22 protein-coding genes are annotated in these 23,889 nt (G+C 74.6%); 8 read left to right on the forward strand and 14 right to left on the reverse strand.

Annotated features, from left to right (window positions below):
* Positions 1–20 precede the first annotated feature (20 nt).
* Positions 21–1,004, reverse strand: a complete 984-nt coding sequence (locus tag DMH08_RS03430) for a hypothetical protein (protein WP_125611651.1) — start codon at positions 1,002–1,004, stop codon at positions 21–23.
* A gap of 147 nt (positions 1,005–1,151) precedes the next feature.
* Between DMH08_RS03430 and DMH08_RS03435 the strand changes: the two genes are divergently transcribed.
* Positions 1,152–1,577, forward strand: a complete 426-nt coding sequence (locus DMH08_RS03435; protein WP_026405582.1) for an OsmC family protein — start codon at positions 1,152–1,154, stop codon at positions 1,575–1,577.
* Between the two features lie 96 nt (positions 1,578–1,673).
* Here DMH08_RS03435 and DMH08_RS03440 read toward each other — a convergent pair whose 3' ends face one another.
* Entirely contained in the window at positions 1,674–2,471 is a 798-nt protein-coding gene (locus tag DMH08_RS03440; protein ID WP_026405581.1) for an isoprenyl transferase, read from the reverse strand.
* Positions 2,468–3,256: a DNA repair protein RecO gene (gene recO, locus DMH08_RS03445; protein ID WP_051301496.1), complete on the reverse strand. Its 789-nt coding sequence runs from the start codon at positions 3,254–3,256 to the stop codon at positions 2,468–2,470. Before recO ends, DMH08_RS03440 begins: the two co-directional genes overlap by 4 nt.
* 182 nt (positions 3,257–3,438) lie before the next feature.
* On the opposite strand from recO, the gene DMH08_RS03450 reads away from it, so the two are divergent.
* Both DMH08_RS03450 and DMH08_RS03455 read left to right on the forward strand, forming a co-directional pair.
* A complete protein-coding gene (locus DMH08_RS03450; protein WP_125611652.1) occupies positions 3,439–4,491 on the forward strand; it encodes a M4 family metallopeptidase in 1,053 nt (350 codons plus the stop codon).
* Between the two features lie 3 nt (positions 4,492–4,494).
* A complete protein-coding gene (locus tag DMH08_RS03455) occupies positions 4,495–4,749 on the forward strand; it encodes a protealysin inhibitor emfourin (RefSeq protein ID WP_026405580.1) in 255 nt (84 codons plus the stop codon).
* A gap of 126 nt (positions 4,750–4,875) precedes the next feature.
* Here the strand turns inward: DMH08_RS03455 and leuA are convergent, their stop codons facing one another.
* Positions 4,876–6,579 (reverse strand): 2-isopropylmalate synthase, encoded by a 1,704-nt coding sequence (gene leuA, locus DMH08_RS03460; protein ID WP_125611654.1) that lies wholly within the window; start codon positions 6,577–6,579, stop codon positions 4,876–4,878.
* A 275-nt stretch (positions 6,580–6,854) separates the two neighbouring features.
* Between leuA and DMH08_RS03465 the strand changes: the two genes are divergently transcribed.
* Positions 6,855–7,691, forward strand: coding sequence for a hypothetical protein (locus DMH08_RS03465; protein WP_125611656.1), 837 nt, complete (start codon positions 6,855–6,857; stop codon positions 7,689–7,691).
* Between the two features lie 6 nt (positions 7,692–7,697).
* On the opposite strand, the gene era is transcribed toward DMH08_RS03465, so the two are convergent.
* From era to DMH08_RS03480, 3 genes are all read right to left on the reverse strand, one after another.
* The gene (gene era / locus DMH08_RS03470) at positions 7,698–8,633 is read right to left on the reverse strand and encodes a GTPase Era (RefSeq protein ID WP_084551159.1); all 936 of its coding nucleotides are present in this window, start codon (positions 8,631–8,633) and stop codon (positions 7,698–7,700) included.
* A 68-nt stretch (positions 8,634–8,701) separates the two neighbouring features.
* On the reverse strand, positions 8,702–12,091 hold the full coding sequence (locus DMH08_RS03475; protein WP_125611658.1) for a BTAD domain-containing putative transcriptional regulator: 3,390 nt from the start codon (positions 12,089–12,091) through the stop codon (positions 8,702–8,704).
* A 47-nt stretch (positions 12,092–12,138) separates the two neighbouring features.
* Positions 12,139–14,277, reverse strand: coding sequence for an MMPL family transporter (locus DMH08_RS03480; protein WP_125611660.1), 2,139 nt, complete (start codon positions 14,275–14,277; stop codon positions 12,139–12,141).
* Between the two features lie 152 nt (positions 14,278–14,429).
* Here DMH08_RS03480 and DMH08_RS03485 point away from each other — a divergent pair, with 152 nt between their 5' ends.
* Positions 14,430–14,762 (forward strand): cytidine deaminase, encoded by a 333-nt coding sequence (locus tag DMH08_RS03485; protein WP_026405574.1) that lies wholly within the window; start codon positions 14,430–14,432, stop codon positions 14,760–14,762.
* 63 nt (positions 14,763–14,825) lie between these two features.
* Here the strand turns inward: DMH08_RS03485 and DMH08_RS03490 are convergent, their stop codons facing one another.
* From DMH08_RS03490 to DMH08_RS03505, 4 genes are all read right to left on the reverse strand, one after another.
* Entirely contained in the window at positions 14,826–16,163 is a 1,338-nt protein-coding gene (locus DMH08_RS03490) for a hemolysin family protein (RefSeq protein WP_199747594.1), read from the reverse strand.
* Positions 16,160–16,639 (reverse strand): rRNA maturation RNase YbeY, encoded by a 480-nt coding sequence (ybeY, locus tag DMH08_RS03495; protein ID WP_026405573.1) that lies wholly within the window; start codon positions 16,637–16,639, stop codon positions 16,160–16,162. Before ybeY ends, DMH08_RS03490 begins: the two co-directional genes overlap by 4 nt.
* Positions 16,636–17,691 carry a PhoH family protein gene (locus DMH08_RS03500; protein ID WP_034521270.1) on the reverse strand — a complete coding sequence of 352 codons (1,056 nt, stop codon included), beginning with the start codon at positions 17,689–17,691 and terminating at the stop codon, positions 16,636–16,638. Before DMH08_RS03500 ends, ybeY begins: the two co-directional genes overlap by 4 nt.
* A gap of 181 nt (positions 17,692–17,872) precedes the next feature.
* Complete coding sequence (locus tag DMH08_RS03505) at positions 17,873–18,217, reverse strand: histidine triad nucleotide-binding protein (protein WP_026405572.1); 345 nt, start codon at positions 18,215–18,217, stop codon at positions 17,873–17,875.
* Positions 18,218–18,560: 343 nt separating this feature from the next.
* Here DMH08_RS03505 and DMH08_RS03510 point away from each other — a divergent pair, with 343 nt between their 5' ends.
* Both DMH08_RS03510 and DMH08_RS03515 read left to right on the forward strand, forming a co-directional pair.
* Positions 18,561–19,103, forward strand: coding sequence for a SigE family RNA polymerase sigma factor (locus DMH08_RS03510; RefSeq protein ID WP_051301494.1), 543 nt, complete (start codon positions 18,561–18,563; stop codon positions 19,101–19,103).
* A complete protein-coding gene (locus DMH08_RS03515) occupies positions 19,100–19,816 on the forward strand; it encodes a hypothetical protein (protein ID WP_125611662.1) in 717 nt (238 codons plus the stop codon). Before DMH08_RS03510 ends, DMH08_RS03515 begins: the two co-directional genes overlap by 4 nt.
* Before the next feature lie 24 nt (positions 19,817–19,840).
* Here the strand turns inward: DMH08_RS03515 and DMH08_RS03520 are convergent, their stop codons facing one another.
* The 3 genes from DMH08_RS03520 to hrcA form a co-directional block, all read right to left on the reverse strand.
* The gene (locus DMH08_RS03520; protein WP_125611664.1) at positions 19,841–20,572 is read right to left on the reverse strand and encodes a 16S rRNA (uracil(1498)-N(3))-methyltransferase; all 732 of its coding nucleotides are present in this window, start codon (positions 20,570–20,572) and stop codon (positions 19,841–19,843) included.
* A gap of 101 nt (positions 20,573–20,673) precedes the next feature.
* Complete coding sequence (dnaJ, locus tag DMH08_RS03525) at positions 20,674–21,810, reverse strand: molecular chaperone DnaJ (protein WP_125611666.1); 1,137 nt, start codon at positions 21,808–21,810, stop codon at positions 20,674–20,676.
* 1 nt (position 21,811) lies between these two features.
* Entirely contained in the window at positions 21,812–22,825 is a 1,014-nt protein-coding gene (hrcA, locus tag DMH08_RS03530) for a heat-inducible transcriptional repressor HrcA (RefSeq protein ID WP_026405568.1), read from the reverse strand.
* A 213-nt stretch (positions 22,826–23,038) separates the two neighbouring features.
* Here hrcA and DMH08_RS03535 point away from each other — a divergent pair.
* Positions 23,039–23,889 (forward strand): DUF3097 domain-containing protein (locus DMH08_RS03535; RefSeq protein ID WP_148108578.1); only part of this gene is annotated, 851 nt, incomplete at its 3' end.

Genomic DNA, 23,889 nt, shown 5'->3' on the forward strand with positions numbered 1-23,889 from the left:
CGCGGCCGCCGGGCGCGCCGTCAGCCGGCGACCGGCTCGGCGGTGCCCAGCCGCAGGCTGGAGACGGTGAACGGGGTCACCGGCGGGAGGCCCTCCAGCCACCGGTCGTACTGGCTGTTGACGACCATGACGCGCGTCGGGGTGAGCACGATGCTGCTCGGGTGGCGGAACCCGCCCGGCGGCACGTACCGGGCGACGTACCGGCCCCGGTCGACCTCGGACGGCATCGCGACCACCGCGACCTGCGGCACCAGTCCGGGCACCTGGTTCAGGTTGCCCTGGACGACGTACAGCCGGCCGTCGCGCCAGGCGAGCCCGTCGCCGTTGTGCAGCCGGTGCCCGCCCAGGTCGACCTCGGTCGTCGCGCCGTCGCGCGGGTCGATCCGCCACAGGGATCCCGTGGCGCTGTTGACGGTGAGCAGGTGGCGGCCGACGGCGACGATGCCGTTGAGGTTGTGCCGGCCCTCGACCCAGTCGACCGGCGTCGCGGCGACGTCCAGCCAGTTCTCGATCCGCCAGTCGCCGTTCCGGTGGGTGATCCGGTAGACGACCGGCCGGAACGAGTCGGTGGCGTAGACGGTCCCGTCGCCGGCGACGGCGATCTCGTTGACGAACCCGCCGCCCGTCCCGTGCAGCGTGGCGAGGAGCCGCCGCGAGCGCACGTCGTACACGCGCAGGGTGGCGGTGTCGGCGCCGCCCACGTAGAGGCGCCCGGCGCCGTCCAGGGCCAGGCCGGAGGTGACGCTGCGGCCGTCCGTCCCGTCGGGCGACCAGACCTCCAGGTCGCGCCGCGTCACGTGCCCCCGGTAAATGGTGCCGTCCTCGGCGCTGCCGACGTAGAAGTGGCCGGTGCGGCGGTCGTACGCCATGCCCGTCGGGAACGCGCGGTCCCCGGGGACGACGTGGGCGTCGGGCAGGCGGTCCGCGCCGGCGTCGGCCTTCGCGGGCGTGGGGATCAGCGCCAGCAGCACCGTGGCCAGCACGGCGCAGGCGATTCTTCTCATCTGCTCCCTTTCCGGGATTGATCGGCCTCTCCGCAAGGCCGGCGACGCGCCAAGTTGATCAACCGGCCCCGAAAGACGACCTAAAGCCGACCGGGCGCGGGCGGACCCGATGTGACGTCCGCGTCACGATCACGAGAGAATGCCCGCATGGCTACGACTCGCACCGCCAACGCGCACTGGGAAGGGCCGCTGATGGGCGGCCAGGGCACGGTCTCGCTGGACTCCTCCAAGACGGGCACGTTCGACGTGACGTGGCCGTCGCGCGCCGAGGAGCCGGGCGGGAAGACCAGCCCGGAGGAGCTCATCGCCGCGGCGCACTCCACCTGCTACTCCATGGCCCTCTCGCACGCCCTCGCCGGGGCCGGGACGCCGCCGGAGAAGGTCGACACGAAAGCCGAGGTCACGTTCCAGCCGGGCGAGGGCATCACCGGGATCCACCTGACCGTCCGGGCCAGCGTGCCGGGACTGTCGGCGGGCGACTTCGAGAAGGCCGCGCAGGACGCCAAGGCCGGCTGCCCGGTCAGCAAGGCCCTCGCGGGCACGAAGATCACGCTGGACGCGGCGCTGGTGTAGGGCGCCGCACCGGCGGACGGGCCCGCACGCGGACGCGTGCGGGCCCGTCCCGTCCCGTCCGACCGGCGTGCCGCGGCGCAGGCGTGCCGCGGAGGGTCAGGTGGTGGCGGCGGGCTCCACCGGGTTGGGGACGGCGCCGCCGTAGCGGCGGTCGCGGGAGGCGTACAGCTCGCACGCGTGCCACAGGTGGCGGCGGTCGAAATCGGGCCACAGGGTGTCGAGGAACACCATCTCCGCGTACGCCGACTGCCACAGCAGGAAGTTGGACGTGCGCTGCTCGCCGGACGACCGCAGGAACAGGTCGACGTCCGGGATCGACGGCTCGTCCAGGTAGCGGGCGAACACCTTCTCGTCGAGCTTGTCGGGGTTGAGGCGGCCGTCGCGGACGTCGCGGGCGATCGCCGCGGCGGCGTCGATGATCTCGGCGCGGCCCCCGTAGTTCACGCAGAACTGCAGGGTGAGGACGTCGTTGTCGCGCGTCATCTCCTCGGCCGTCTCGAGCTCCTTGATGACGCTGCGCCAGAGGCGGGGGCGGCGGCCCGCCCACCGGACCCGGACGCCCATCGAGTGGAGCTGGTCGCGGCGGCGGCGGATCACGTCCCGGTTGAAGCCCATCAGGAACCGCACCTCGTCCGGCGAGCGCTTCCAGTTCTCGGTGGAGAACGCGTACGCCGACAGGTACGGGACGCCCAGCTCGATCGCGCCCATGATGACGTCGAAGAGCGAGTCCTCGCCGCGCTTGTGCCCCTCGGTGCGCGGGAGCCCGCGCTCCTTGGCCCAGCGGCCGTTGCCGTCCATCACGATGGCGACGTGCCGCGGCACCAGATCCGCCGGGATCGCGGGCGGCCTCGCCCCGTCCCGGTGCGGTTCCGGCGGCAGAACAGCCCTGCTCACACTCTCTCCCTGATGTCGTCTCCGCCGGCGGGGTCGCCGGCGGTCTCGTCGAAGCCGTCGCGCTCCACGTGCCGCAGCGAGCGGATCCCGTGCTCGAGATGCCACTGCAGGTAGGCGGCGACGAGGCCGCTGGTCTCCGCGCGGTGGCGCGGCTCGCTGGCGTCGGCGTACTCCCAGTCGCCGCGCAGCAGCGCCAGCATGAGCCGGAACGTGGGCGGCGCCGGGGTGGCGGCGCCCGGACGGCGGCAGTTCGCGCAGACGGCGCCGCCCGCGGCGATCGCGAAGCCGCGCAGCCCGCCGCGGGCGCCGCACCGGCAGCACTCGTCCAGCGCGGGCGCCCAGCCGGCGACCGACAGGGACCGCAGCAGGTAGGCGTCCAGGACCAGGCGGGCGTCGTGGCTGCGGTCGGCGAGCGTGCGCAGCCCGCCGACCAGGAGGAGGAACTGGCGGAGCGCGGGCTCGCCCTCCTCCGCGGTGAGCTTCTCGGCGGTCTCCAGCATCGCGATGCCCGCCGTGTAGCGGGGGTAGTCGGAGACGAGGCGCTCGCCGTAGGGGCGCAGCGTCTCGGCCTGCGTGATGAGGTCGAGCGACCGCCGCTCGTACAGCTGGAGGTCCACGTGGGTGAACGGCTCCAGCCGGGCGCCGAACCGGGACTTCGTCTTGCGGACGCCCTTCGCGGCGGCGCGGATCCGGCCGGACCGCCGGGTCAGCACCGTCACGATGCGGTCGGCCTCGCCCAGCTTCTGGGTGCGCAGGACGACGCCTTCGTCGCGGTAGAGGGTCACCCGTTCATTCTGGCGCACCCGGCCGGGTGCTCCGTTGCCGGACGGGCATCTCCCCAGGATCTCCACAAGTCCCCCGATCGTGCCGCTGCGCAGGGTGACAATCACGTACCGTGACCGGAACCGGCCGCCGCCGCGCGGCGAAACCCGTGGCCGGACCGGCGGGAACCTGTCAGCGTGGCGGCATGAGATGCCACATCGTGCCGCCGCACATGCTGGAACGCCTCGCCCGCGACACCGCCGACCCGGTCGTGAGCGCCCGCGCCCGCCGCACCATGGCCCTCACCTCCGCCCGGTACGTCGAGCGGCTGGTGCCCGCGCCCGCCCGCTCCCCCGAAGAGGACTTCGTCCCGAAACGGACGATCCATGACGCCGCGGGCCGCGAGACGCTGCCCGGCCGGGCCGTCCGGAAGGAGGGCGACGCGGCGACCGGCGACGCCACCGTCGACCGCTCCTACGACTGGCTCGGCGCCACCTTCGACTTCTTCGAGGAGATCTACCGGCGCGACTCCATCGACGGCGCCGGGCTGCCGCTGGTCTCGACCGTCCACTACGGCGACGGGTACGCCAACGCCTTCTGGAACGGCGAGCAGATGGTGTACGGGGACGGCGACGGGGTGGTGTTCAGCGACTTCACCGGGCCGCTCGACGTCACCGGCCACGAACTCGTCCACGGCATCACCCAGCACACCGCGAACCTGGAGTACTACGGCCAGGCGGGCGCGCTGAACGAGTCGGTGTCCGACGTGTTCGGGTCGCTGGTCAAGCAGTGGCATCTCGGGCAGACCGCCGACCAGGCCGACTGGCTGATCGGCGTGGGCCTGCTCGCCGACGGCGTCCAGGGCGTCGCGCTGCGCTCGATGAAGGAGCCCGGCACCGCCTACGACGACCCGCGGCTCGGCAAGGACCCGCAGCCCGGCCACATGGACGACTACGTCGAGACGTACCGCGACAACGGCGGCGTCCACATCAACTCCGGCATCCCGAACCGCGCGTTCCACCTGGCGGCCGTCGAGATCGGCGGCAACGCCTGGGACAAAGCGGGCCGCGTCTGGTATGACGTCCTCACCGGCGGTGCGCTGGCGGTGGACGTCGACTTCGCCGGCTTCGCCGCCGAGACGGTCCGCGCCGCCGCCCGCCGCTTCGGCGCGGACGCGGCGGAGACGGAGGCGGTCCGGCGCGGATGGACGGGGGTGGGCGTGTCCATCGACGCGGCGGCCGCGGAGGCGTTGAGGTGAGCGGTGAAGGTGACAGTCGTCCGCAGCGGGGGGTTCGCCGGGATCGAGCGGCGGGCCGAGTCCGACAGCACGAGTGACCCGGTGCTGGCCGGGCTCGTCCGGCGCGTCGACCTCGACTCGGTGCCGCCGCCGGGGCGGATCCCCGACCAGTTCCTGTACGAGATCGACATCGACGGCCGGCGGACGACCGTGGGCGAGGCGCAGCTGAGCGGCCCGCTGCGCGAGCTCGTCCACCACGTCCTCGGCCGGGCGCGCTGACCCGCGGGACGGCGCGGCGGGCCGGGGGCCGCGGGGCCTCGGCCCCGCGGCCCGCTCAGAGGACCCCGCCGGTCGCGGACGTGGACGCCCGGCGGACCGGGCGCCCCGCCGCGACCGGTGCTCCGCTCACCGGCGGGCGACGCGGTTGACGGCCGACAGGATCGCCTTGAGGGAGGCGGTGACGATGTTCCCGTCGATGCCCACGCCCCACACCGTGGCGCCGTCCACGTCGCACTCGACGTAGGCGGCGGCGCGCGCGTCGCCGCCCGCGCTCATCGCGTGCTCGGCGTAGTCCAGGACGCGGACGTTGATCCCCACGGACGACAGCGCGTCCTCGAACGCCGACACCGGGCCGTTGCCGAGGCCCTCGATCTCGCGGATCTCGCCGTCGACGCGGACGTCGCAGCTGAGGGCGTCCTTCTCGTCGACGCGGGACGTCGTGCGGTGCGCCAGCAGCCCGACGCGGGGGCCGTTGGACAGGAACTCGGACTCGAAGATCTCCCACATGCGGGCGGGGTCGACCTCGCCGCCCTCGCTGTCGGTGTGCTCCTGCACGACCCGGGAGAACTCGATCTGGAGGCGCCGCGGCAGCTCCAGGGCGTGCTCGGTCTTCATGATGTAGGCGACGCCGCCCTTGCCGGACTGGCTGTTGACCCGGATGACCGCCTCGTAGGTGCGGCCGACGTCGTGCGGGTCGATCGGCAGGTACGGGACCTCCCACCGGTACTCCTCGACGGGCGTCCCGGCGGCCTCCGCGTCGCGCCGCAGGTGCTCGAAGCCCTTGTTGATCGCGTCCTGGTGGGAGCCGGAGAACGCGGTGTAGACGAGGTCGCCGCCGTAGGGGTGCCGCTCGTGGACGGGCAGCTGGTTGCAGTACTCGACGGTGCGGCGGATCTCGTCGATGTCGGAGAAGTCGATCTGCGGGTCGATGCCCTGGGTGAACATGTTCAGCCCCAGGGTGACCAGGCAGACGTTGCCGGTGCGCTCGCCGTTGCCGAACAGGCAGCCCTCGATGCGGTCGGCGCCCGCCATGTAGCCGAGCTCGGCGGCGGCGACCGCGGTGCCGCGGTCGTTGTGCGGGTGCAGCGACAGGACGACCGAGTCGCGGTACGCCAGGTTCCGGCTCATCCACTCGATCTGGTCGGCGTACACGTTCGGCGTGGCCATCTCGACGGTCGCCGGCAGGTTGACGATGACCTTCCGGTCCGGGGTCGGCTTCCACACGTCGTTGACGGCGTTGCAGACCTCGACGGCGTATTCCAGCTCGGTGCCGGTGAACGACTCGGGCGAGTACTGGAAGAAGATCTCGGTGTCGCCCATGTCCTCGGCGAGCTTGGCGCACAGCTTCGCGCCCTCGACGGCGATGGCGGTGATGCCGTCGCGGTCCTGCCCGAACACCACGCGGCGCTGCAGCGTGCTGGTCGAGTTGTACAGGTGGACGATCGCCTGCTTCGCGCCCCGCACCGACTCGAACGTCCGCTCGATCAGTTCGGGGCGGGCCTGCGTCAGCACCTGGATCACGACGTCGTCGGGGATGCGGCCCTCGTCGATGATCTGCCGGACGAAGTCGTAGTCGGTCTGGCTCGCCGCCGGGAACCCGACCTCGATCTCCTTGTAGCCCATCTCGACGAGCAGCTCGAACATCCGCAGCTTGCGGTGGGCGTCCATCGGGTCGATCAGCGCCTGGTTGCCGTCCCGCAGGTCGACCGCGCACCAGCGCGGGGCCCGGGTGATGGCGGCGTCGGGCCAGGTGCGGTCCGCCAGCTTGACGGGGGCGAAGGGGCGGTAGCGCTCGAAGGGCATACCGGAGGGCTGCTGTGCCGGGTACATGCGGTGGGATCTCCCTGCTCGAACCGTGCGGCCGACGTCCACGTCAGAGTCCCGCAGCGAGGGAGCCGACCTGGTTACAGGCCCCCGCTGCGGCCGCTAAGGAGGAGCAGCGCACCAGACACGCCCGCCAAAGTAACAGATGACATCCGTGTTCCGGAAACCGACGTCCGCATGTTGAGACGTCCGGGGCCTCTTCCGTCACGGGAACGTCATCTGCCGTCCGGGACATTCCCGCCCGTCCGCGACCCGGCGGTTCCTCCCCTTACGCTGAATCCATGACCGGTGACCTGGGTTCCGACGCGGGCGGCGCACGGTCGCGCCCGCAGTTCCTGCCGCCCGACGACGGTCTCCCCCCGCCCGGTCCCGGGGACGCCGTCCCGGAGCCGCAGCCCGGGCCCCCGCCGGCCGAGCCGCGGCGGGGCGGCCTCGGCTGGAGCATCGCCCTGATCGCCGCGGCGGCGGCGCTGCTGGTGTCGGCGTTCCTGCCGTGGGCGCGCGCCTCCGTCGTCGTCGACCTGTTCGGCAGCGCGATCTCCCGGGACGTCGCCACGGCGGCGGGCATCGACGCCGACGACGTGGTGCTGTCGGTCCCGGTGTTCGCGGTGGTCGCGATCGTCATGGCCTGCTGGGACCTGCTCGCCCGCGACACCCGCATCACCGGTCTCGCGGCCGTCCCGGGCGTCCTGTCGCTGCTGGCGTGCCTGCTGTTCCTGCTCCGGCTCGACGACGCCCGCGAGGACCTGCCCACGGGCGGCCTGGACGTCGGCTACGAGATCAGCGTGCTGTACGGCTGGTACGTGGCGGTCGCCGCGGGGCTGCTGGTCACCGGGTTCAGCCTGGCGCGCCCGATCACCGCGCGGCTGGGCGGGCGCGGCCGCCCCGCCCCCTACCCGCCGCAGGCGTACCCGCAGGACCAGTACCCGCAGGACCAGTACCCGCAGGAGCAGTACCCCCAAGAGCAATACGCCCAGGAGCAGTACTACGCGCAGTACGGGAACGGCCCGGACGCCGGGGATCCGAACGCGGTCTGGCCGCGGCAGAGCGGGTGGGAGCGGGCGGACGAGTCCGCGCCGGGCGGCGAGGCGGCGGAACGCCGCGACGACCGGCCGTAGGCCCCGTCAGTCGTAGAAGCCGAGGCGGCGGAGCTGCTTGGGGTCGCGCTGCCAGTCCTTGAGCACGCTGACCCGCAGGTCGAGGTAGATCTTCGTGCCGAGCAGCGCCTCGATCTGCCGCCGGGCGGCCGCGCCGACCTCCCGCAGCCGGGCGCCGCGGTGCCCGATGATGATGCCCTTCTGGCTGGGCCGCTCGACGAACAGGTGCGCGTAGACGTCGACGAGGTCGTCCCGTCCCTCGCGCGGCGCCATCTCGTCGACCACGACGGCGATCGAGTGCGGCAGCTCGTCCCGGACGCCTTCGAGCGCGGCCTCCCGGATCAGTTCGCCGATCATCACCTGCTCGGGCTCGTCGGTGAGGTCGCCCTCCGGGTACAGCGGCATGCCCTCCGGCAGCCGGGAGATCAGCAGCTCGCCGACCAGGTCGACCTGGAAGCCGTTCTCCGCCGAGCAGGGCACGATGTCGGCGAACTCCCCCAGCCGTCCCACGGCGAGGAGCTGCTCCGCGACCTGCTCGGGCGCGGCGAGGTCGGTCTTCGTGACGATCGCCACGACCGGGGTCTTCTTCACCCCGGCGAGTTCGCGGGCGATGTACTTGTCGCCCGGCCCCACGGGCTGGTCGGCGGGCACGCAGAACCCGATGACGTCGACCTCGGTGAGCGTGGACCGGACGAGGCTGTCGAGCCGCTCGCCGAGCAGCGTCCGCGGCTTGTGCAGGCCCGGCGTGTCGACCACGACGAGCTGCCCGTCCGGCCGGTGCACGATGCCCCGGATCGCCCGCCGCGTCGTCTGCGGGCGGCTGCTGGTGATCGCCACCTTGGTGCCGACGAGCGCGTTCATCAGCGTCGACTTGCCCACGTTCGGACGTCCGATGAAGCAGGCGAAGCCCGCCCGGAAGCCCTCGGGCGGCGGCGCGGTCGTCAGATCTCCCGTCGATGTCACCCCTCGATTGTCCCCCACCCGGCGACGGGCCCGTCCCGGCGCCCGTCCGGCGGACCGCCGGGCGGCGGTCAGGCGGAGGCTGCGGTGTCGCCGAGCGCGGCCAGGGCCTCGCGGGCCCGCCGGGAGAACAGCGGCGCGCCGAAGGTGTCGGCGGCGCGGGCGGCCCGGCGGTAGTGGTCGGCGGCGACGCGGGCGGGACGCCCCAGGTACCCGGCGAGGTCGCCGAGGATCTGCGCGACCGGCCCGATCGTCGCGAAGGTGGTGCAGCCGCCGGCGAAGTGCCCCTCGTACGGCAGCAGGTCGGCGTACGCCCGCTCGGCGACGTCGCGCTGGTCCAGGACGATCGCGCGGTGGGCGCGGATGCCCGTGGCGAGGTCGAAGAAGTAGTCGGGGCGGATGGGACCCGCCGCGGCGACGGCCGCGCGGGCCTCCGCGACGCGGCCGACGTCGGCCAGCGCGAGCGCGTGGATGTCGGCGGTGGCGGCGACGTGCGGCCACCGCCGCGACAGCCAGGCGGCCCGCTCCAGCAGCTCGCCCGGCCGCCCCTGGACGAGCCGCAGGCAGAACGCGCCGAACCCGACGGTGCCGTCCTCGCTGCTCCAGATCCCGGTGCGGCCGATGTCCTCGCCGACCTGCGCGTACGCCCGCTCGGCGGCGTCGAAGCGGGAGGCGAGGACGTGCACGAGCCCGGCGTACCAGCTCGCGATCTGCGCGAGCAGCGGCAGCCCGTACTGGTCCGCGAGGCGCCGCCCCTCCTCCAGGTGCGCGGAGGCCGCGGCCCGGTCGAGCGCGGCGACGGACGTCTGCTGCAGCTGCAGGTGCGCGAGGACGCGGTAGGCGGCGAGGTCGTGCCGCTCGGCGAGGTCGAGCAGCTCGCGGGCGAGGCGGTACCGCAGCGCGAGGTCGCCGGCGCTCCGGTGGCCGTTGATGTAGCGGCCGTTGAGCGCGACGGCGAGCAGGTCGGGACGGCCGAGGGCGCGGGCCAGCGCGACCGCCTCCTCGGCCGCGGTGACGCCGCGGTCGTCGAAGTCGCCCTCCAGCTCGATCGCCAGGCTGGTCAGCAGCCGGACGCGCAGCTCGTCCTCGCCGTCCGGCAGCGCGCGCAGGGCCTCCTCGGCGGCGTCGATGATCCCCTGGTCGCGGGTGCCGTACTCGCGGCTCGTCCACAGCGTGGGCACGTCGAACGCGGTGATGACGCGGGCCAGCAGCCGGACGTCGCCGTGCGCGCGGGCGTCGGCGACGGCGTGCAGCCGCCGGTCGCGGGCCTGCATGACGTCGCCGGACAGGCCGCAGGCCCGGATGGCGGCGACCTCCGCCTCGAGCCGGTCGCGGACGGCGTCCGGGCGCCCCGTGCGCAGCGTCTCGGCGGCGCGGACCCACAGGTCGGCGGCCGGGCCGTGCGCGAACCGGGCCTCGGCGGCCGCGGCGGCGAGCCGCGCGTAGCGGACGGCCCGGTCCGGTTCGGCGCCCGACTCCAGGTAGTGGTGCGCGATGGCGGCGACCTCGGCGGGGCGGTGCCGTTCCAGCGCGGCGGCGACCCGGCCGTGCAGCCGGGTGCGGCGGGCCCGCGACAGCCCGTCGTAGAGGGTGTCGCGGACGAGCGCGTGCACGAACCGCAGCCGTCCGGGCGCGGGCTCGGTGACCAGTCCGGCGGCGAGGGCGGCGTCGACGGCGTCGATGACGGTCTCCTCGCCGTGCGCGCCCGCGGCCAGCTCCGCGAGGACGGCGAGGTCGGCGTCGCCGCCGACGACGGCGGCGTCGCGCAGCACGTTCCGGGCGGGCTCGGGGAGCCGCGCGATGCGGCGGCGGAGGACGTCCCCCACCCCGGCGGGCACGCGGCGGACGGCGGCGGGCAGGCCCTCGGCGTCCAGCAGCCGGGCCGTCTCGCGGACGAAGAAGGGGTTGCCGCCGGTCCGTTCGGCGATGTCGGCCAGCTCGGCGTCGGCGACGCCGGTCGCGCAGGTCGCGCGCACGAGTTCGGCGACCTCGGCGGGGGCGAGCCCGCCGAGGTCGAGGCGCAGCGGCTCGCGGCGGGCGAGGGCGGCGAGCGCGGCGGCGAGCCGCTCGGGCGCCTCGGTGCGGCGGAACGTCGCGGCGAGCAGGACGCGGCGGCCGCGGAGCCGCTCGGCGAGCCGGACCAGCAGCGCGAGGGTCTCGTCGTCGGCCCAGTGCAGGTCCTCCAGGACGAGCAGCAGCGGGGAGCGCGCGGTGATCCCGGCGAGGTAGTCGCCGACGGCGAGGTGCAGCCGGAACCGCCCGGTGGCGACGTCGGCGCCGCCGCGCCCGGCGGCGGGAGCGGGGCCGGGGGCGGCGTCGTCGAGGAGGGCGGCGAGCCGGGCGGCCAGGGCGGCGTCCGGCGGGAGGGCGGCGGCGAGGTCGCGCAGCAGCTCCGCCCACGGCCACGCGGCGGGCGCCCCGCCGGTCTCCTGCGCGCGGCCCCACGCGCACGTCCAGCCGCGGTCGCCGAGCCGCCGCGCGAACCGTTCGGCGAGCGCCGTCTTGCCCATGCCCGCGTCGCCGCCGACGAGGACCACGCCGCCCCGGCCGGCCGCGCCGTCCAGCAGCGCCAGCTCGCCCTCCCGTCCGACGAACGCCCCCGGCGGCTCCGGCCGCGCCGCCGGGGGCGGGGGCGGGGGCGGCCGCAGGGGCACGGGACGGACCGCGGCCGGCGGTTCGCCCAGCTCGGGGGCCTGGGCGAGGATGTCGGCCTCCAGGCCGCGCAGCGCGGGCCCCGGGTCGACGCCGAGTTCCGCGCCGAGCGCGGCGCGGACCCGGCGGAGCGCGGCGAGCGCGTCCCCCTGCCGTCCCGCCCGGTACAGGGCGAGGGCCAGCAGCCGCCACGCGTCCTCGCGCAGCGGGTTCGCGGCGGCGTGCTCCTCCAGGTCGGGGACGGCCTCGGCGGCGCCCCCGAGCCCGAGCAGGGCCTCGGCGCGGCGCTCGACGGCGAGCCGGCGGCGCTCGTCCAGCCGGGCGGCCTCGGCGGCCGCCCACGGCAGGTCGGCGAACTCGGCGTAGGCGGGGCCGCCCCAGCGGGCGAGGGCGTCCGCGGCGCGGCCGCGGGCGGCGGCCGGGTCGCCCGCGGCGAGCAGCGCGCCCGCCTCGTCGACGAGCGCGTCGAACCGCCACGCGTCCACATTGCCGTCCGGGAGCCGCAGCGCGTAGCCGGGCGGCGCCGTGACCAGGACGCGGGCGGGCGTGCGGGGCGGGCGGCGCGGCTCCAGGGCGCGCCGCAGGTGCGACACGAACGACTGCAGCCCCGCGCCCGCGCGGGGCGGGGCCGTCCCGGCCCACAGGTCCTCGACGAGGGTGTCGGCCGGGACCATCCGGCCGTGCGCGGCGGCGAGCCGGGCCAGCACCGACCGGCGGCGGCGCCCGCCGAGGTCGGCGGGCGCGCCGTCCACCGTCGCGCCGAAGGCGCCGAGCACGCTGACGACGGGCGCGTCCACAACAGTCGACATGTCCCGATCAGACTAACCGGGGCGCGTCGACCGCCGTGATCGCCTCCCTAGGCGCGGCTGGGCTCCCTGGCCGGGGGCTCGGCGCCCGCCGCAGCGGGCACCGAACCGCCGTGCAGGTCGACGTCCGGCAGGATCCGGCCGAGCGGCCCGGGCAGCCACCAGTTGCCGCGGCCGAGCAGCGCCATCGCCGCCGGGACCAGCACGAGCCGGACGACCGTCGCGTCCAGCGCGACGGCGACCGCGAGGCCCACGCCCATCTGCTTGATCACCAGGCCGGGGTCGGCGGCGAACCCGAGGAACACCGCCACCATGATCAGCGCCGCGCTGGTGATCACCCGGCCGGTCGCCGCGAGGCCCGCCGACACCGAGCCGCGCGCGTCCCCGGTCCGCAGCCACTCCTCCCGGACGCGCGACAGCAGGAACACCTCGTAGTCCATCGACACCCCGAACAGCACCGCGAACATCAGCAGCAGGATGAAGCTGGACACCGGGACGCTGTGCGGCAGGCCGAGCAGCTCCGCGCCCCACCCCCACTGGAACACGGCGGTGAGCACCCCGTACGCGGCGCCGATCGACAGCAGGTTCATGGCGGCGGCCTTCAGCGGCGCCAGGACCGACCGGAAGACGATCACCAGCATGACGAACGAGGTCGCCACGACCACGCCGATCACCGGCCACAGCCGCTCGGACAGCAGCCGCGACAGGTCCACGTAGGCGGCCGTCATGCCGGTGACCTCCGCGCCCGGCGGCAGGACGTCCGCGCGGATCCCGTCGACGAGCGGCGTGACGCGCTCGTCCTGCGGCCCGTACTCGGGCGTCACCACGAGCACCGCCGCGTCGCGGGCGTCCGACAGCCGGGGCGGCGCGACGGACGCGACGCCCTCGACGGCGGCGAGCCGGTCGCGCAGGCCCGGCAGCGCCGCCGGGTCCGCCTCCGCCAGGTCCACGGCCACCAGCAGCGGGCCGTTCGCGCCCGGGCCGTACGCCTCGGCGACCAGGTCGTACGCCTGCCGGACCGTGTTGGACGACGGTTCGCTGCCCGCGTCGCTCGGCCACGTCCGCATGCCGAGCGCCGGGCCGGCCAGCGTGAGCATCAGCACCAGCCCGGCCAGCAGCCACGGCCACGGGCGGCGCCCCACGTGCAGCGCCCAGCGGCGGATGCGCGGCGAGTCGGCGGCGGGCGCCGCGCCGGACGCGCGGTCGCGGCGGCGCAGCACCCGGTGCCCGGCCAGCCCGAGCACCGCGGGCAGCAGCGTGAGCGCGCTCGCCACCGTCGCCGCCACCACCAGCCCGGTCGCGAACCCCATCGTCATGAACACCGGGATCCGCGAGACCACCAGCCCGCACAGCGCCAGCAGCACCGTGAACCCGGCGAAGAGCACCGACTGCCCGGCGGTGGCGATGGCGCGGCCCACCGACTCGGGCACGTCCAGCCCGGCGGCGAGTCCCTCGCGGTGCCGGGTGAGGATGAACAGCGCGTAGTCGATGCCGACGCCGAGGCCCACCATCACCGCGAGCGTCGGCGCGGTCGTCGCCACGTTCGTCACGGCCGCCAGCAGCGTGATCCCCGACACGCCCGCGCCCAGGCCGGCCAGCGCGACCACCAGCGGCAGCCCCGCCGCGACCACCGACCCGAACGCCAGCAGGAGGATCACCAGGGCGGCCACCACGCCGACCGCCTCCGCGACCCCGCCGGGCGCGGTGATGTTCTCGGGCACCTGGCCGCCGAACTCCACCCGGTGGCCGGCGTCCTCGAGGCCGCCGGTCGCGTCGCGGAGGGCGTCGAGCGTCGGTCCGGGCTCCAGGTCGGTCACCGGCACCGCGTACCGGACGGTGATCAGCGCCGTGCGGCCGTCCGGACTGGGCAGCGGCGGGTCGACGGCGCCGACGTGCGGCAGCGCGCGCAGCTCGCCGCCCGCGGCGGCGAGCGCGGCCGGGTCGACGCGGCCGTCCCGGGCGTGCACGACGACGCGGGCGTCGGCGCCCGCCAGCGCCGGGAACCGGTCCCGCAGCAGCTCGGTGGCCTGCTGCGACCCGGTCCCCTCGAGGGTGTAGTCGTCCTGCAGCGAGCCTCCGCCGGCCGCCGCGGCTCCTCCCACCGCGGCGACGAGCGCCAGCCACACGACGACGAACCGCCACGGGCGCAGGGCGGCGGCCCTGCCCAGGCGGTACAGCAGACGGGACATCACGTTCCCCCAGAGATCCGGATTCGAGACTCTGAGGGTGCCGCGCCCCGCTTGGCGTCCACTTGGCGCCGACTTGCCGCCCCGCTCCGCGCGCCCGCCGCCCGCCGGGACCGGTCGCGCACGCCCCGCGGCCGCCCCGTACGATCGGGGACGTGAGCGAGCTGAACGCCGAGGACGCGAAGATCATCACCCTGGCGCGGTCGTCCCGGGCCCGCACCGGGGCCGCCGAGGGCGCCGCCGTGCGCGACGAGACCGGCCGCACCTACGCGGCGACGAGCGTGGACCTGCCGTCGCTGCGGCTCTCGGCGCTCAAGGTCGCGGTCGCGATGGCGGTGTCCAGCGGCGCCGAGGACCTCGAGGCCGCCGCCGTCGTCACCGCCGCCGACGCGCCCGACCCGTCCGACGTCACCGCGGTCCGCGACCTCGGCCCCAAGGCGCCCGTCCTGGTCGCCGGACCCGACGGGGCCCTCCGCGACACCCTCTGACCGCCCTCGGACCGACCCCCTCCGGCCGGCGTCCCGCGCCCGGCGCCGTCCGTCCGGCGCCCGTCAGACCGCCCCGCCCGGGCGGGTGTCGAGGCGGCGCACGACGACGGTGCCGATCCGGTTGCGGCGGCCCGCGATCGTCTCCGCCTTCAGCGACAGGACGGCCCCGCCCGGGACGTCGTCGTCATCGTCGTCCGGGCCGCGCGGCGCGGAGCCCACCTCCGCCGTCGAGCCCTCGATCGGGACCCGGCCGAGGGCGTGCGCCAGCAGCCCGCCGACCGTGTCGACGTCCTCGGCGTCGATCTCGACGCCGAACAGCTCGGCGAGGTCGTCCACCGGCAGCCGGGCCGTGACGCGGGCGGCGCCGCCGTCCAGCCACGTCACCGGCGGGATCTCCCGGTCGTACTCGTCGGTGATCTCCCCGACGATCTCCTCCAGGATGTCCTCGATGGTGACGAGGCCCGCGGTGCCGCCGTACTCGTCGATGACGATCGCGACGTGGATCCGGCGGGCCTGCATCTCCCGCAGCAGCTCGTCGATCGGCTTGCTGTCGGGCACGAACGTCGCCGAGCGCATCACCGAGTCGACCGTCTCGACCGACTCGGCCTCGTGGTGCTCGTGGCTGCGGCGCACGACGTCCTTGAGGTAGGCGATGCCGACGACGTCGTCCTCGTTCTCCCCGACGACCGGGATGCGGGAGAAGCCGCTGCGCAGCCCCAGCGACATCGCCTGCCGCAGCGTCTTGTCCCGCTCGATGAACACGATGTCGGTGCGCGGCACCATCACCTCGCGGACGAGCGTGTCGCCGAGCTCGAACACCGAGTGGATCATCTCGCGCTCGTCCGGCTCGATGAGGCTGCGCTGCTCGGCCAGGTCGACCAGGTCGCGCAGCTCCGCCTCCGACGCGAACGGCCCCTCGCGGAAGCCCTTGCCGGGCGTCAGCGCGTTGCCGAGCAGGATCAGCAGCCGCGGCAGCGGCCCGAACACCCGGGTCACCGGGTGCAGGGCGGCCGCGCCCGCGAGCGCGATCCGGTCGGCGTGCTGGATGCCGAGGGTGCGGGGCGCGACCCCGACCGCCACGTAGCTCACCACGATCATCAACGTGGCGGCGACGACGTAGGCGGGCCACGTCTCGTCCAGCCACGAGATGCACAGGTCCGCGACGATCACGGTGGCGACCAGCTCGCAGCCGATCCGCAGCAGCAGCACCATGTTCACGTAGCGGGCCGGGTCGGCGACGACCTCCGCGAGCTTCTTCGAGCCGCGCCGCCGCTCCTTGGCGAACTCCTCGACGGTCACCCGCGAGACGCGCGCGAGCGCCGTCTCGGTGCTGGCCAGCAGGCCCGCGAGCACCACCAGCAGGGCCGCCAGCCCCGCCAGCCACGCCTGCGCCGTGGTCACCGCCGGCCGCGTTTCTCCCGCCAGGAGGTGAGCAGTTCGGCCTGCAGGCCGAACATCTCCTTGTGCTCCTCCGGCTCGGCGTGGTCGTACCCGAGGAGGTGCAGGATGCCGTGCGTGCACAGCAGCTCCAGCTCGTCCCCGGTGCTGTGCCCGGCGGTGCGGGCCTGCCGCTCGGCGACCGACGGGCACAGGACGACGTCGCCGAGCAGGCCCGGGTCGACCTCGTCGTCCTCGTCGGCGCCGCCCGACAGGTGCCCGGGGCGCAGCTCGTCCATCGGGAACGACAGCACGTCGGTCGGGCCCGGCTCGTCCATCCACTTGACGTGCAGCTCGGTCATCGCGTCCTCGTCGACCAGCAGGACCGACAGCTCCGCGAGCGGATGCACGCGGAGCCCGTCCAGCACGTGCCGGGACAGCTCCGCCAAGCCGTTCTCGTCGACCGCCGCGCCCGACTCGTTCAGCACCTCGATGCTCACCGGGAACCCCGCTTGCGACCGGGCCCGCCGCCGCGCGCCGCGTCCTTCTTGAACTCGGGCACCCGCGCCTCGTCGTACCGGTTGTAGGCGTCCACGATGTCGGTGACCAGCTTGTGCCGGACGACGTCCTGGCTGGACAGCCGGGAGAAGTAGATGTCCTCGACGTCCTGCAGGATGTCCTGGACGACGCGCAGCCCGCTCTGTGTCCCGTTCGGGAGGTCGACCTGCGTCACGTCGCCGGTCACCACGACCTTGGAGCCGAACCCGAGCCGGGTGAGGAACATCTTCATCTGCTCGGGCGAGGTGTTCTGCGCCTCGTCCAGGATGATGAAGGAGTCGTTCAAGCTGCGGCCGCGCATGTAGGCCAGGGGCGCGACCTCGATGGTGCCGGCGGCCATCAGCCGCGGGATCGAGTCGGGGTCGACCATGTCGTGCAGCGCGTCGTACAGCGGCCGCAGGTACGGGTCGATCTTCTCGTAGAGCGTGCCGGGCAGGAACCCGAGCCGCTCCCCCGCCTCCACCGCCGGGCGCGTCAGGATGATGCGGTTGACCTGCTTCTCCTGCAGCGCGCGGACGGCCTTGGCCATCGCCAGGTACGTCTTGCCGGTGCCCGCCGGCCCGATGCCGAACACGATCGTGTGCTTGTCGATCGCGTCGACGTACCGCTTCTGGTTGAGCGTCTTCGGGCGGATCGTCCGGCCGCGGCCCGACAGCACGTTCAGGTTGAGCACCTCGGCCGGGCGGGCGTCGCTCTCGCCGCGCAGCATCGCCAGGCTCCGCTCGACCGCGTCGGGCGTCAGCTGGGTGCCGCCCTTGAGCAGCTCGAGCATCTCGGTGAAGAGGCGCGAGACCAGGCCGGTGTCCGTCTCGGACCCGGTCACGGTGATCTCGTTGCCGCGGACGTGGATGTCGATGCCGTCGCCGAACGCGCGCTCGACCGCGTGGAGCAACTCGTCCCGGGAGCCCAGCAGGCTCACCATCGAATGGTCGTCCGGCACCACGATCTTGATCTGGGCGCGGCCGTCGCGCCCCGTGTGAGTTGATTCGACCATCAGCCGGGCCTTGCGGCCTCTCAGACCTGCCTTCTGTCTGCTCCGGGTGTGCAAGGTGTGTCGGTTCCATGGTACCGACCGCCCTCGTCGGCGCGCCGCCGTATTTCCGCTCGCCGCGGCCCGGCCGCGGCCCGCGAAACGGCGCGCCCCGCCCCGTCCCGCCGGCCCGGGTCGGCCGGGCTCAGCCGGGCGGCCAGTTCAGGCCGCGGCCGCCCAGCACGTGCGCGTGCACGTGGAAGACGGTCTGCCCGGCCTGCGCGCCGGTGTTGAAGACGATCCGGTAGCCGGTGTCGGCGATGCCCTCGTCGACGGCGACCTGGTGGGCCTCGCGGAGCACCTCGGCGAGCAGCTCGGCGTCGGCCGCGGCGAGCTCGCCCACCGTCGGGTGGTGGTCCTTGGGGATGACCAGGACGTGCGTGGGCGCCTGCGGGTTGATGTCGCGGAACGCGACGGCCCGGTCGGACGAGCGCACCGTCTTCGCCGGCACGTCCCCGGACACGATCTTGCAGAACAGGCAGTCGGTCATCTGTCTCCCCTCCCGCGGCGGCGACCGCGATCGGAATCCTATCGAGACCCGCGCCGCCGTGCTCCGCGGCGCCCCCCGCCGCTAAGGTTTTCCGGAATCGATCTCCGGTTGTCGAGCCGTTTCCGACCGGCCACTGGTTAGGGTTGTCAATTCAAGGCGTACCCCCCGGATCGCAGGCATGCGGCGCGCCTCGGTTCGGTCGGGAACGCCCGATTCATGCCGCTCTCGGGGTGGCCGACCGAAAGGACGGCCGGGGGACGGCAAAGGCGGCGGATAGGTGACCGAGGCAGACCAGAAGATGCCCTTTCGTAAACCGGACGAGGAGGGCGGGCGTCCCACAGACGTGACCGAGACCCTCGTGGCCAGGGGCGCGGCCGGCGCCGTCGCCGTCGCCTGGGACGCCGACCAGGCGGTGACCGCCCTCTACAGCGCCAACTACCGCTCGCTGGTGCGGCTCGCCGCGATGCTCGTGCGGGACGCGGGAACGGCCGAGGAAGTCGTCCAGGACGCGTTCGTCGCGATGCACGGCGGCTGGCGGCGCCTCCGGGACCCCGACAAGGCCCTGTCGTACCTGCGGCAGTCGGTGGTGAACCGGTCCCGGTCGGTGCTGCGCCACCGCGCCGTCGTCGAGAAGTACGCTCCCAAGGGGCTCCCGGACATGCCGAGCGCGGAGGCCGGGGCCATCGGGGAGCTGGAGCGTTCGGCGGTGATCGACGCGCTCTCCCGGCTCCCACCGCGCCAGCGGGAGGCGCTCGTCCTGCGCTACTACGGTGACCTCTCGGAAGCCGAGATCGCGAACGCCATGGGGATCTCCCGCGGCGCGGTCAAGAGTCATACCGCACGCGGCATGACCGCCCTACGCAACGTCCTGGAGCAGTTCTCATGACCACCGACCCCCACGACGACCACGGCGAGATCCTTCGCCGGGTTCTGAACGCGGAGGCGGAATCGGTCACCCCCTCCGACGACGGCCTGGAGCGCATCCGGGCCCGGATCGCGGCCGAAGGCGGGCGCCGCCGCAGGTTTCCCGGCCGGTTCGGGCCCGCCCGGTTCGGGCCGGCGGGCCTCACCGTGGGCTGGGCGCGCCCCGTGCTCGCCGTCGCCGCGGCCGTCGCGATCGCCGGGTTCGGCGTCACGGCGGGCCCGCAGACGATCGACCTGATCCAGCACACCGTCAACGGCGACGGCCCGTCCCGCGGCGGCGGCGACGACACCGACGGCGACCGCACCGGCGCGAACCCGCCGCCCGTCGTCCCCGGGGACCCGTCGTCGCCCGCGCCGACGACGTCCACCGCGCCGAGCACGTCCGAGGAGGCCGGGGAGCCGTCGTCGTCGCCCGGGCTGTCCTCGTGCGTCATCCCGCGCGGCGGCACGGCCCCGTCCGGCACACCGTCGCCGGACACGACGCCGACGTCCGCCCCGTCCGGCGGGACGCAGTGCCCGGGCGGCCATACGCCCACCACGTCGCCCACCGACCCGCCGCCGTCGACGCCCACCCCGCCCGACCCCTCGCCGGAGCCGAGCGACGAGCAGACGCCGACGCCCAGCGACACCCCGTCGACCACGAAGCAGCAGGACGCCGGGCAGGCCGGTCCCTGACCGGGCGGCCGCCCCGGCGGCGCGTCACCAGCGGCCGGTCGCGGCCTGCAGGACGGCGGCCGCCGCGACCCCGGCCGTCGAGGTGCGCAGCACCGTCGGGCCGAGCCGCACCGGGCGTCCCCCGGCCGCGCCGAACGCGGCCACCTCGTCCTCGGAGATCCCGCCCTCGGGCCCGACCACCAGGACGACCTCCCCCGACGCGGGCGGACGGACGCCGCTGAGCGGCTCGGCGGCCCCCTCGTGCAGGACGAGCGCGGCGGACGCGTCCGCGAGCCGCCGCGCGACGTCGGCGGTCGACGCGAGCGCGGGCACGTGCGGCAGGCGGCTCCGCCGGGCCTGCTTGCCGGCCTCCCGGGCGGCGTTCCGCCAGCGGGCCAGGGCCTTCTCGCGGCGCTCGGGACGCCACTGGGTGACGCACCGGGCGGCGGCCCACGGGACGATCTCGTCCACGCCCGCCTCGGTCATCGTCTCCACCGCCAGCTCGCCCCGGTCGCCCTTCGGCAGCGCCTGCACGACGACCAGGCGGGGCTCCGGCGGCGGCTCGCGGTGCCGGGCCGCGACCTCCAGCGTGAGGGACGCCCGGTCGGCCGCCGTGACGACGCACTCCGCGAGCAGCCCCGCCCCGTCGGTGAGGTCGACGCGCTCCCCCGGCCGCAGCCGCCGCACGGTCGCGGCGTGCCGCCCCTCGGGGCCGTCCAGGACGACGCGGTCGCGTTCCAGCGCGGCCGTCCCGGCGAGGAACACCGGCGGACTCATCGCACTCCCCCAACGTCACCGGACCCCGGGGGCGCGGGCGCGTCCCCGGGGTCCTCATCGGCACCGTCACGGCCTTCCCGGTAGGCCGTCACCGTCTCTCTTCAGTGCTGGTTGAACACGTCCCGCAGGCGGGAGAACATCCCGCGCTGCCCCGGCGCGAACTTGCCGGGCGGGCGCTCCTCGCCGCGCAGCGAGGCGAGCCGCCGCAGCAGCTCCTCCTGCTCCTCGTCGAGCTTGCCGGGCGTCTCCACGTTCACGTGGATCATCAGGTCGCCGCGTCCGCTCTCGTTGAGGTGCCGCACGCCCCGGTTGTAGAGGGTGATCACCTGGCCGGACTGCGTGCCCGGCTTGATGTCGATCTCCTCCGCCGCGTCGAGCGTCTCGATCGTGACGCTGGTGCCGAGCGCCGCCGCCGTCATCGGGATCTCGACCGTGCAGTGCAGGTCGTCGCCCTCCCGCTCGAAGATCGGGTGCGCGCGCTCCACGATCTCCAGGAACAGGTCGCCGGGCGGGCCGCCGCCGGGGCCGACCTCGCCCTCGCCGGCGAGCTGGATGTGGATGCCGTTCTCCACGCCCGCCGGGATCTTGACCTTGACGGTGCGCCGGGTGCGGACGCGCCCGTCCCCGGAGCACTCGGTGCACGGCGTGCGGATCACCGAGCCGAAGCCGCCGCACGCCGGGCAGGGCCGGGCCGTCATGACCTGGCCCAGGAACGAGCGCTGCACCTGCTGCACCTCGCCGCGCCCGTGGCAGGTGTCGCAGGTGTCCGGGTGGGTGCCGGGCGCGCAGCCCGTCGCCTCGCACGCCGAGCACGCGACCGCGGTGTCCACGGTCAGCTCCCGGGTGGTGCCGAACGCGGTCTCCGACAGGTCGAGCTCGACCCGCAGCGTCGCGTTGCGCCCGCGCCGCGCCCGCGACCGGGGGCCGCGCGACGCCGACGTCCCGAAGAACGCGTCCATGATGTCGCTGAAGGGGAACCCGGCGCCGCCGAACCCGCCGGCGCCGCCCCCGCCGCCGCCGGGCGCGAACGGGTCCGCGCCCAGGTCGTACATCTCCCGCTTCTTCGGGTCGGAGAGCACCTCGTACGCCTGGGTGATCTCCTTGAACTTCTCCTGGGTATCCGGGTCGGGGTTGACGTCCGGGTGGAGTTCCCGCGCGAGCCGGCGGTAGGCCTTCTTGACCTCGTCGGCGGTCGCGTTCCGCCCGACCCCCAGGGTCGCGTAGTAGTCGTTGGCCACCTTACGACCCCGCCAGGATCTGTCCCACGTAGCGTGCCACTGCCCGTACCGCTCCCATCGTGCTGGGGTAATCCATGCGTGTAGGCCCGAGCACTCCCAGCCGGGCCAGCGTGAGGTCGCCGACGCCGTAGTCGGCGGCGACGACCGAGGTCGATCGGAGCCCCAATTCGGGGTTCTCGGTGCCGATCCGCACCGTAACAGTAGAGGAGTCGCCGGACTCGCCGAGCAGCCGCATCAGCACCACCTGCTCCTCCAGCGCGACCAGCACCTCCCGCAGGCTCTGCGAGAAGTCCACCGCCGCGAGGTTCGCCGCGCCAGCGAAGACGATCTTCTCCTCGTGCCGTTCGACGAGCGTCTCCAGCAGCACCGACAGCACCGCGGCCGCCACCGGCCGCTCGTCCGGCCCGACCTTGTCCGGCAGGTCCGCGACGGCGGTCGGCACCTCGCCGAGCCCGAGCCCGTCCAGGCACGTGTTGAGCAACGCCCGCAGGTGCCCGATCGATTCCTCGGAGATCTCGCCGGGCGTCTCGATGACCCGCTGCTCCACCCGTCCGGTGTCGGTGATCAGGACGAGCAGCAGCCGGCTCTCGGCCACCCGCACCAGCTCGACGTGCCGCACCGTCGACCGCGTCAGCGACGGGTACTGCACCACCGCGACCTGCCGGGTCAGCTGCGCGAGCAGCTTCACCGTCCGGCCGACGACGTCGTCGAGGTCGTACGCGCCGGACAGGAACGTCTCGATCGCGCGCCGCTCCGGCGCCGACAGCGGCTTGATCGTCGACAGCCGGTCGACGAACAGCCGGTACCCCTTGTCGGTGGGGACGCGGCCCGCACTCGTGTGCGGCTGCGCGATGTACCCCTGCTCCTCCAGAACCGCCATGTCGTTCCGGATCGTGGCGGGGGACACGCCGAGGTTGTGCCGGTCCGCCAAGGACTTGGAGCCCACGGGTTCGTTCGTGGACACGAAGTCCTCGACGATGGCGCGCAGGACCGCGAGCTTCCGGTCGTCCAGCACGTTGTCACCTCCCTCGTGCGCTGCCACTGGCCCCCCGATCAACCGGCGCCGTCCGGCCCCGTGCCGCTGGCACTCCTTACTCCTGAGTGCCAAGTGTACGACCCGCGGGGGCTCTTCTGGAGGGTCCCGGCCCCGGCGGCGGCGCGATCCTATCCGGATCGGCGCCACGCCGAGCGACCGGGGACGACGCCGCCCGCGGCCGCCCTCCGGTTAATGTGCGGACCTGTGCGGAGTAAGGACTACGGCAACGACGTGCTGTCCGGCGACTGGCGCAGGCCCCGCAAGGGCCTCGTGCCCGAGATCCCGGCCGAGCCGGGGCTGGTCGCCGAGGATCCGGACAGCGGATTCTGCGGCGCCGTCGTGGCCTGCGACAAGTTCGGCGTCACCCTGGAGGACCGCTTCGGCAAGCGGCGCGTGTTCCCGCTCACCAAGGCGGGCTTCCTGATCGACGGCGCCCCGGTCACGCTCGTCCGCCCCGAGGCGGCCCCGCGCCGCCCGGCGCGCTCGGCATCCGGCTCCGTCGCCGTCCGGGGCCTGCGCGCGCAGGTCGCCAAGGAGAGCCGCATCTACGTCGAGGGCGTGCACGACGCGGAACTGGTCGAGAAGATCTGGGGCCACGACCTCCGCGTCGAGGGCGTCGTCGTCGAGTACCTGGAGGGCGTGGACGACCTCCCCGCGATCGTCGACGAGTTCGGCCCCGCGGAGGGCCGCCGCCTCGGCGTCCTCGTCGACCACCTCGTCGAGGGCTCCAAGGAGAGCCGCATCGCCGCGCGGGTCTCGTCCCCGCACGTCCTGGTCACCGGCCACCCGTTCGTCGACGTGTGGGAGGCCGTCAAGCCCGCCGCCGTCGGCATCCCCGCCTGGCCCCGCGTCCCCCGCGGCGTCCCGTGGAAGGAGGGCGTCCTGGACGCCCTCGGCTGGGCCCCCGACACGGGCGCCGCCGGGAAGCGCATCCTCGGCTCCGTCACCGCCTACACCGACCTCGAACCCGCCCTCCTGGGCCGCGTCGAGGAACTGATCGACTTCGTGACCGCCCCCCTGATCGCCCGCCCGCCCGTCAGCAC

Source organism: Actinomadura sp. WAC 06369, assembly GCF_003947565.1.
Lineage (GTDB): Bacteria > Actinomycetota > Actinomycetes > Streptosporangiales > Streptosporangiaceae > Spirillospora > Spirillospora rifamycini.

Bases quoted from the DNA above. Each gene is read 5' to 3' on its own strand.
- DMH08_RS03430 (WP_125611651.1), bottom strand. From the start codon at position 1,004: ATGAGAAGAATCGCCTGCGCCGTGCTGGCCACGGTGCTGCTGGCGCTG.
- DMH08_RS03435 (WP_026405582.1), top strand. From the start codon at position 1,152: ATGGCTACGACTCGCACCGCCAACGCGCACTGGGAAGGGCCGCTGATG.
- DMH08_RS03450 (WP_125611652.1), top strand. From the start codon at position 3,439: ATGAGATGCCACATCGTGCCGCCGCACATGCTGGAACGCCTCGCCCGC.
- leuA (WP_125611654.1), bottom strand. From the start codon at position 6,579: ATGTACCCGGCACAGCAGCCCTCCGGTATGCCCTTCGAGCGCTACCGC.
- DMH08_RS03465 (WP_125611656.1), top strand. From the start codon at position 6,855: ATGACCGGTGACCTGGGTTCCGACGCGGGCGGCGCACGGTCGCGCCCG.
- DMH08_RS03475 (WP_125611658.1), bottom strand. From the start codon at position 12,091: ATGTCGACTGTTGTGGACGCGCCCGTCGTCAGCGTGCTCGGCGCCTTC.
- DMH08_RS03480 (WP_125611660.1), bottom strand. From the start codon at position 14,277: ATGTCCCGTCTGCTGTACCGCCTGGGCAGGGCCGCCGCCCTGCGCCCG.
- DMH08_RS03500 (WP_034521270.1), bottom strand. From the start codon at position 17,691: ATGGTCGAATCAACTCACACGGGGCGCGACGGCCGCGCCCAGATCAAG.
- DMH08_RS03505 (WP_026405572.1), bottom strand. From the start codon at position 18,217: ATGACCGACTGCCTGTTCTGCAAGATCGTGTCCGGGGACGTGCCGGCG.
- DMH08_RS03515 (WP_125611662.1), top strand. From the start codon at position 19,100: ATGACCACCGACCCCCACGACGACCACGGCGAGATCCTTCGCCGGGTT.
- DMH08_RS03520 (WP_125611664.1), bottom strand. From the start codon at position 20,572: ATGAGTCCGCCGGTGTTCCTCGCCGGGACGGCCGCGCTGGAACGCGAC.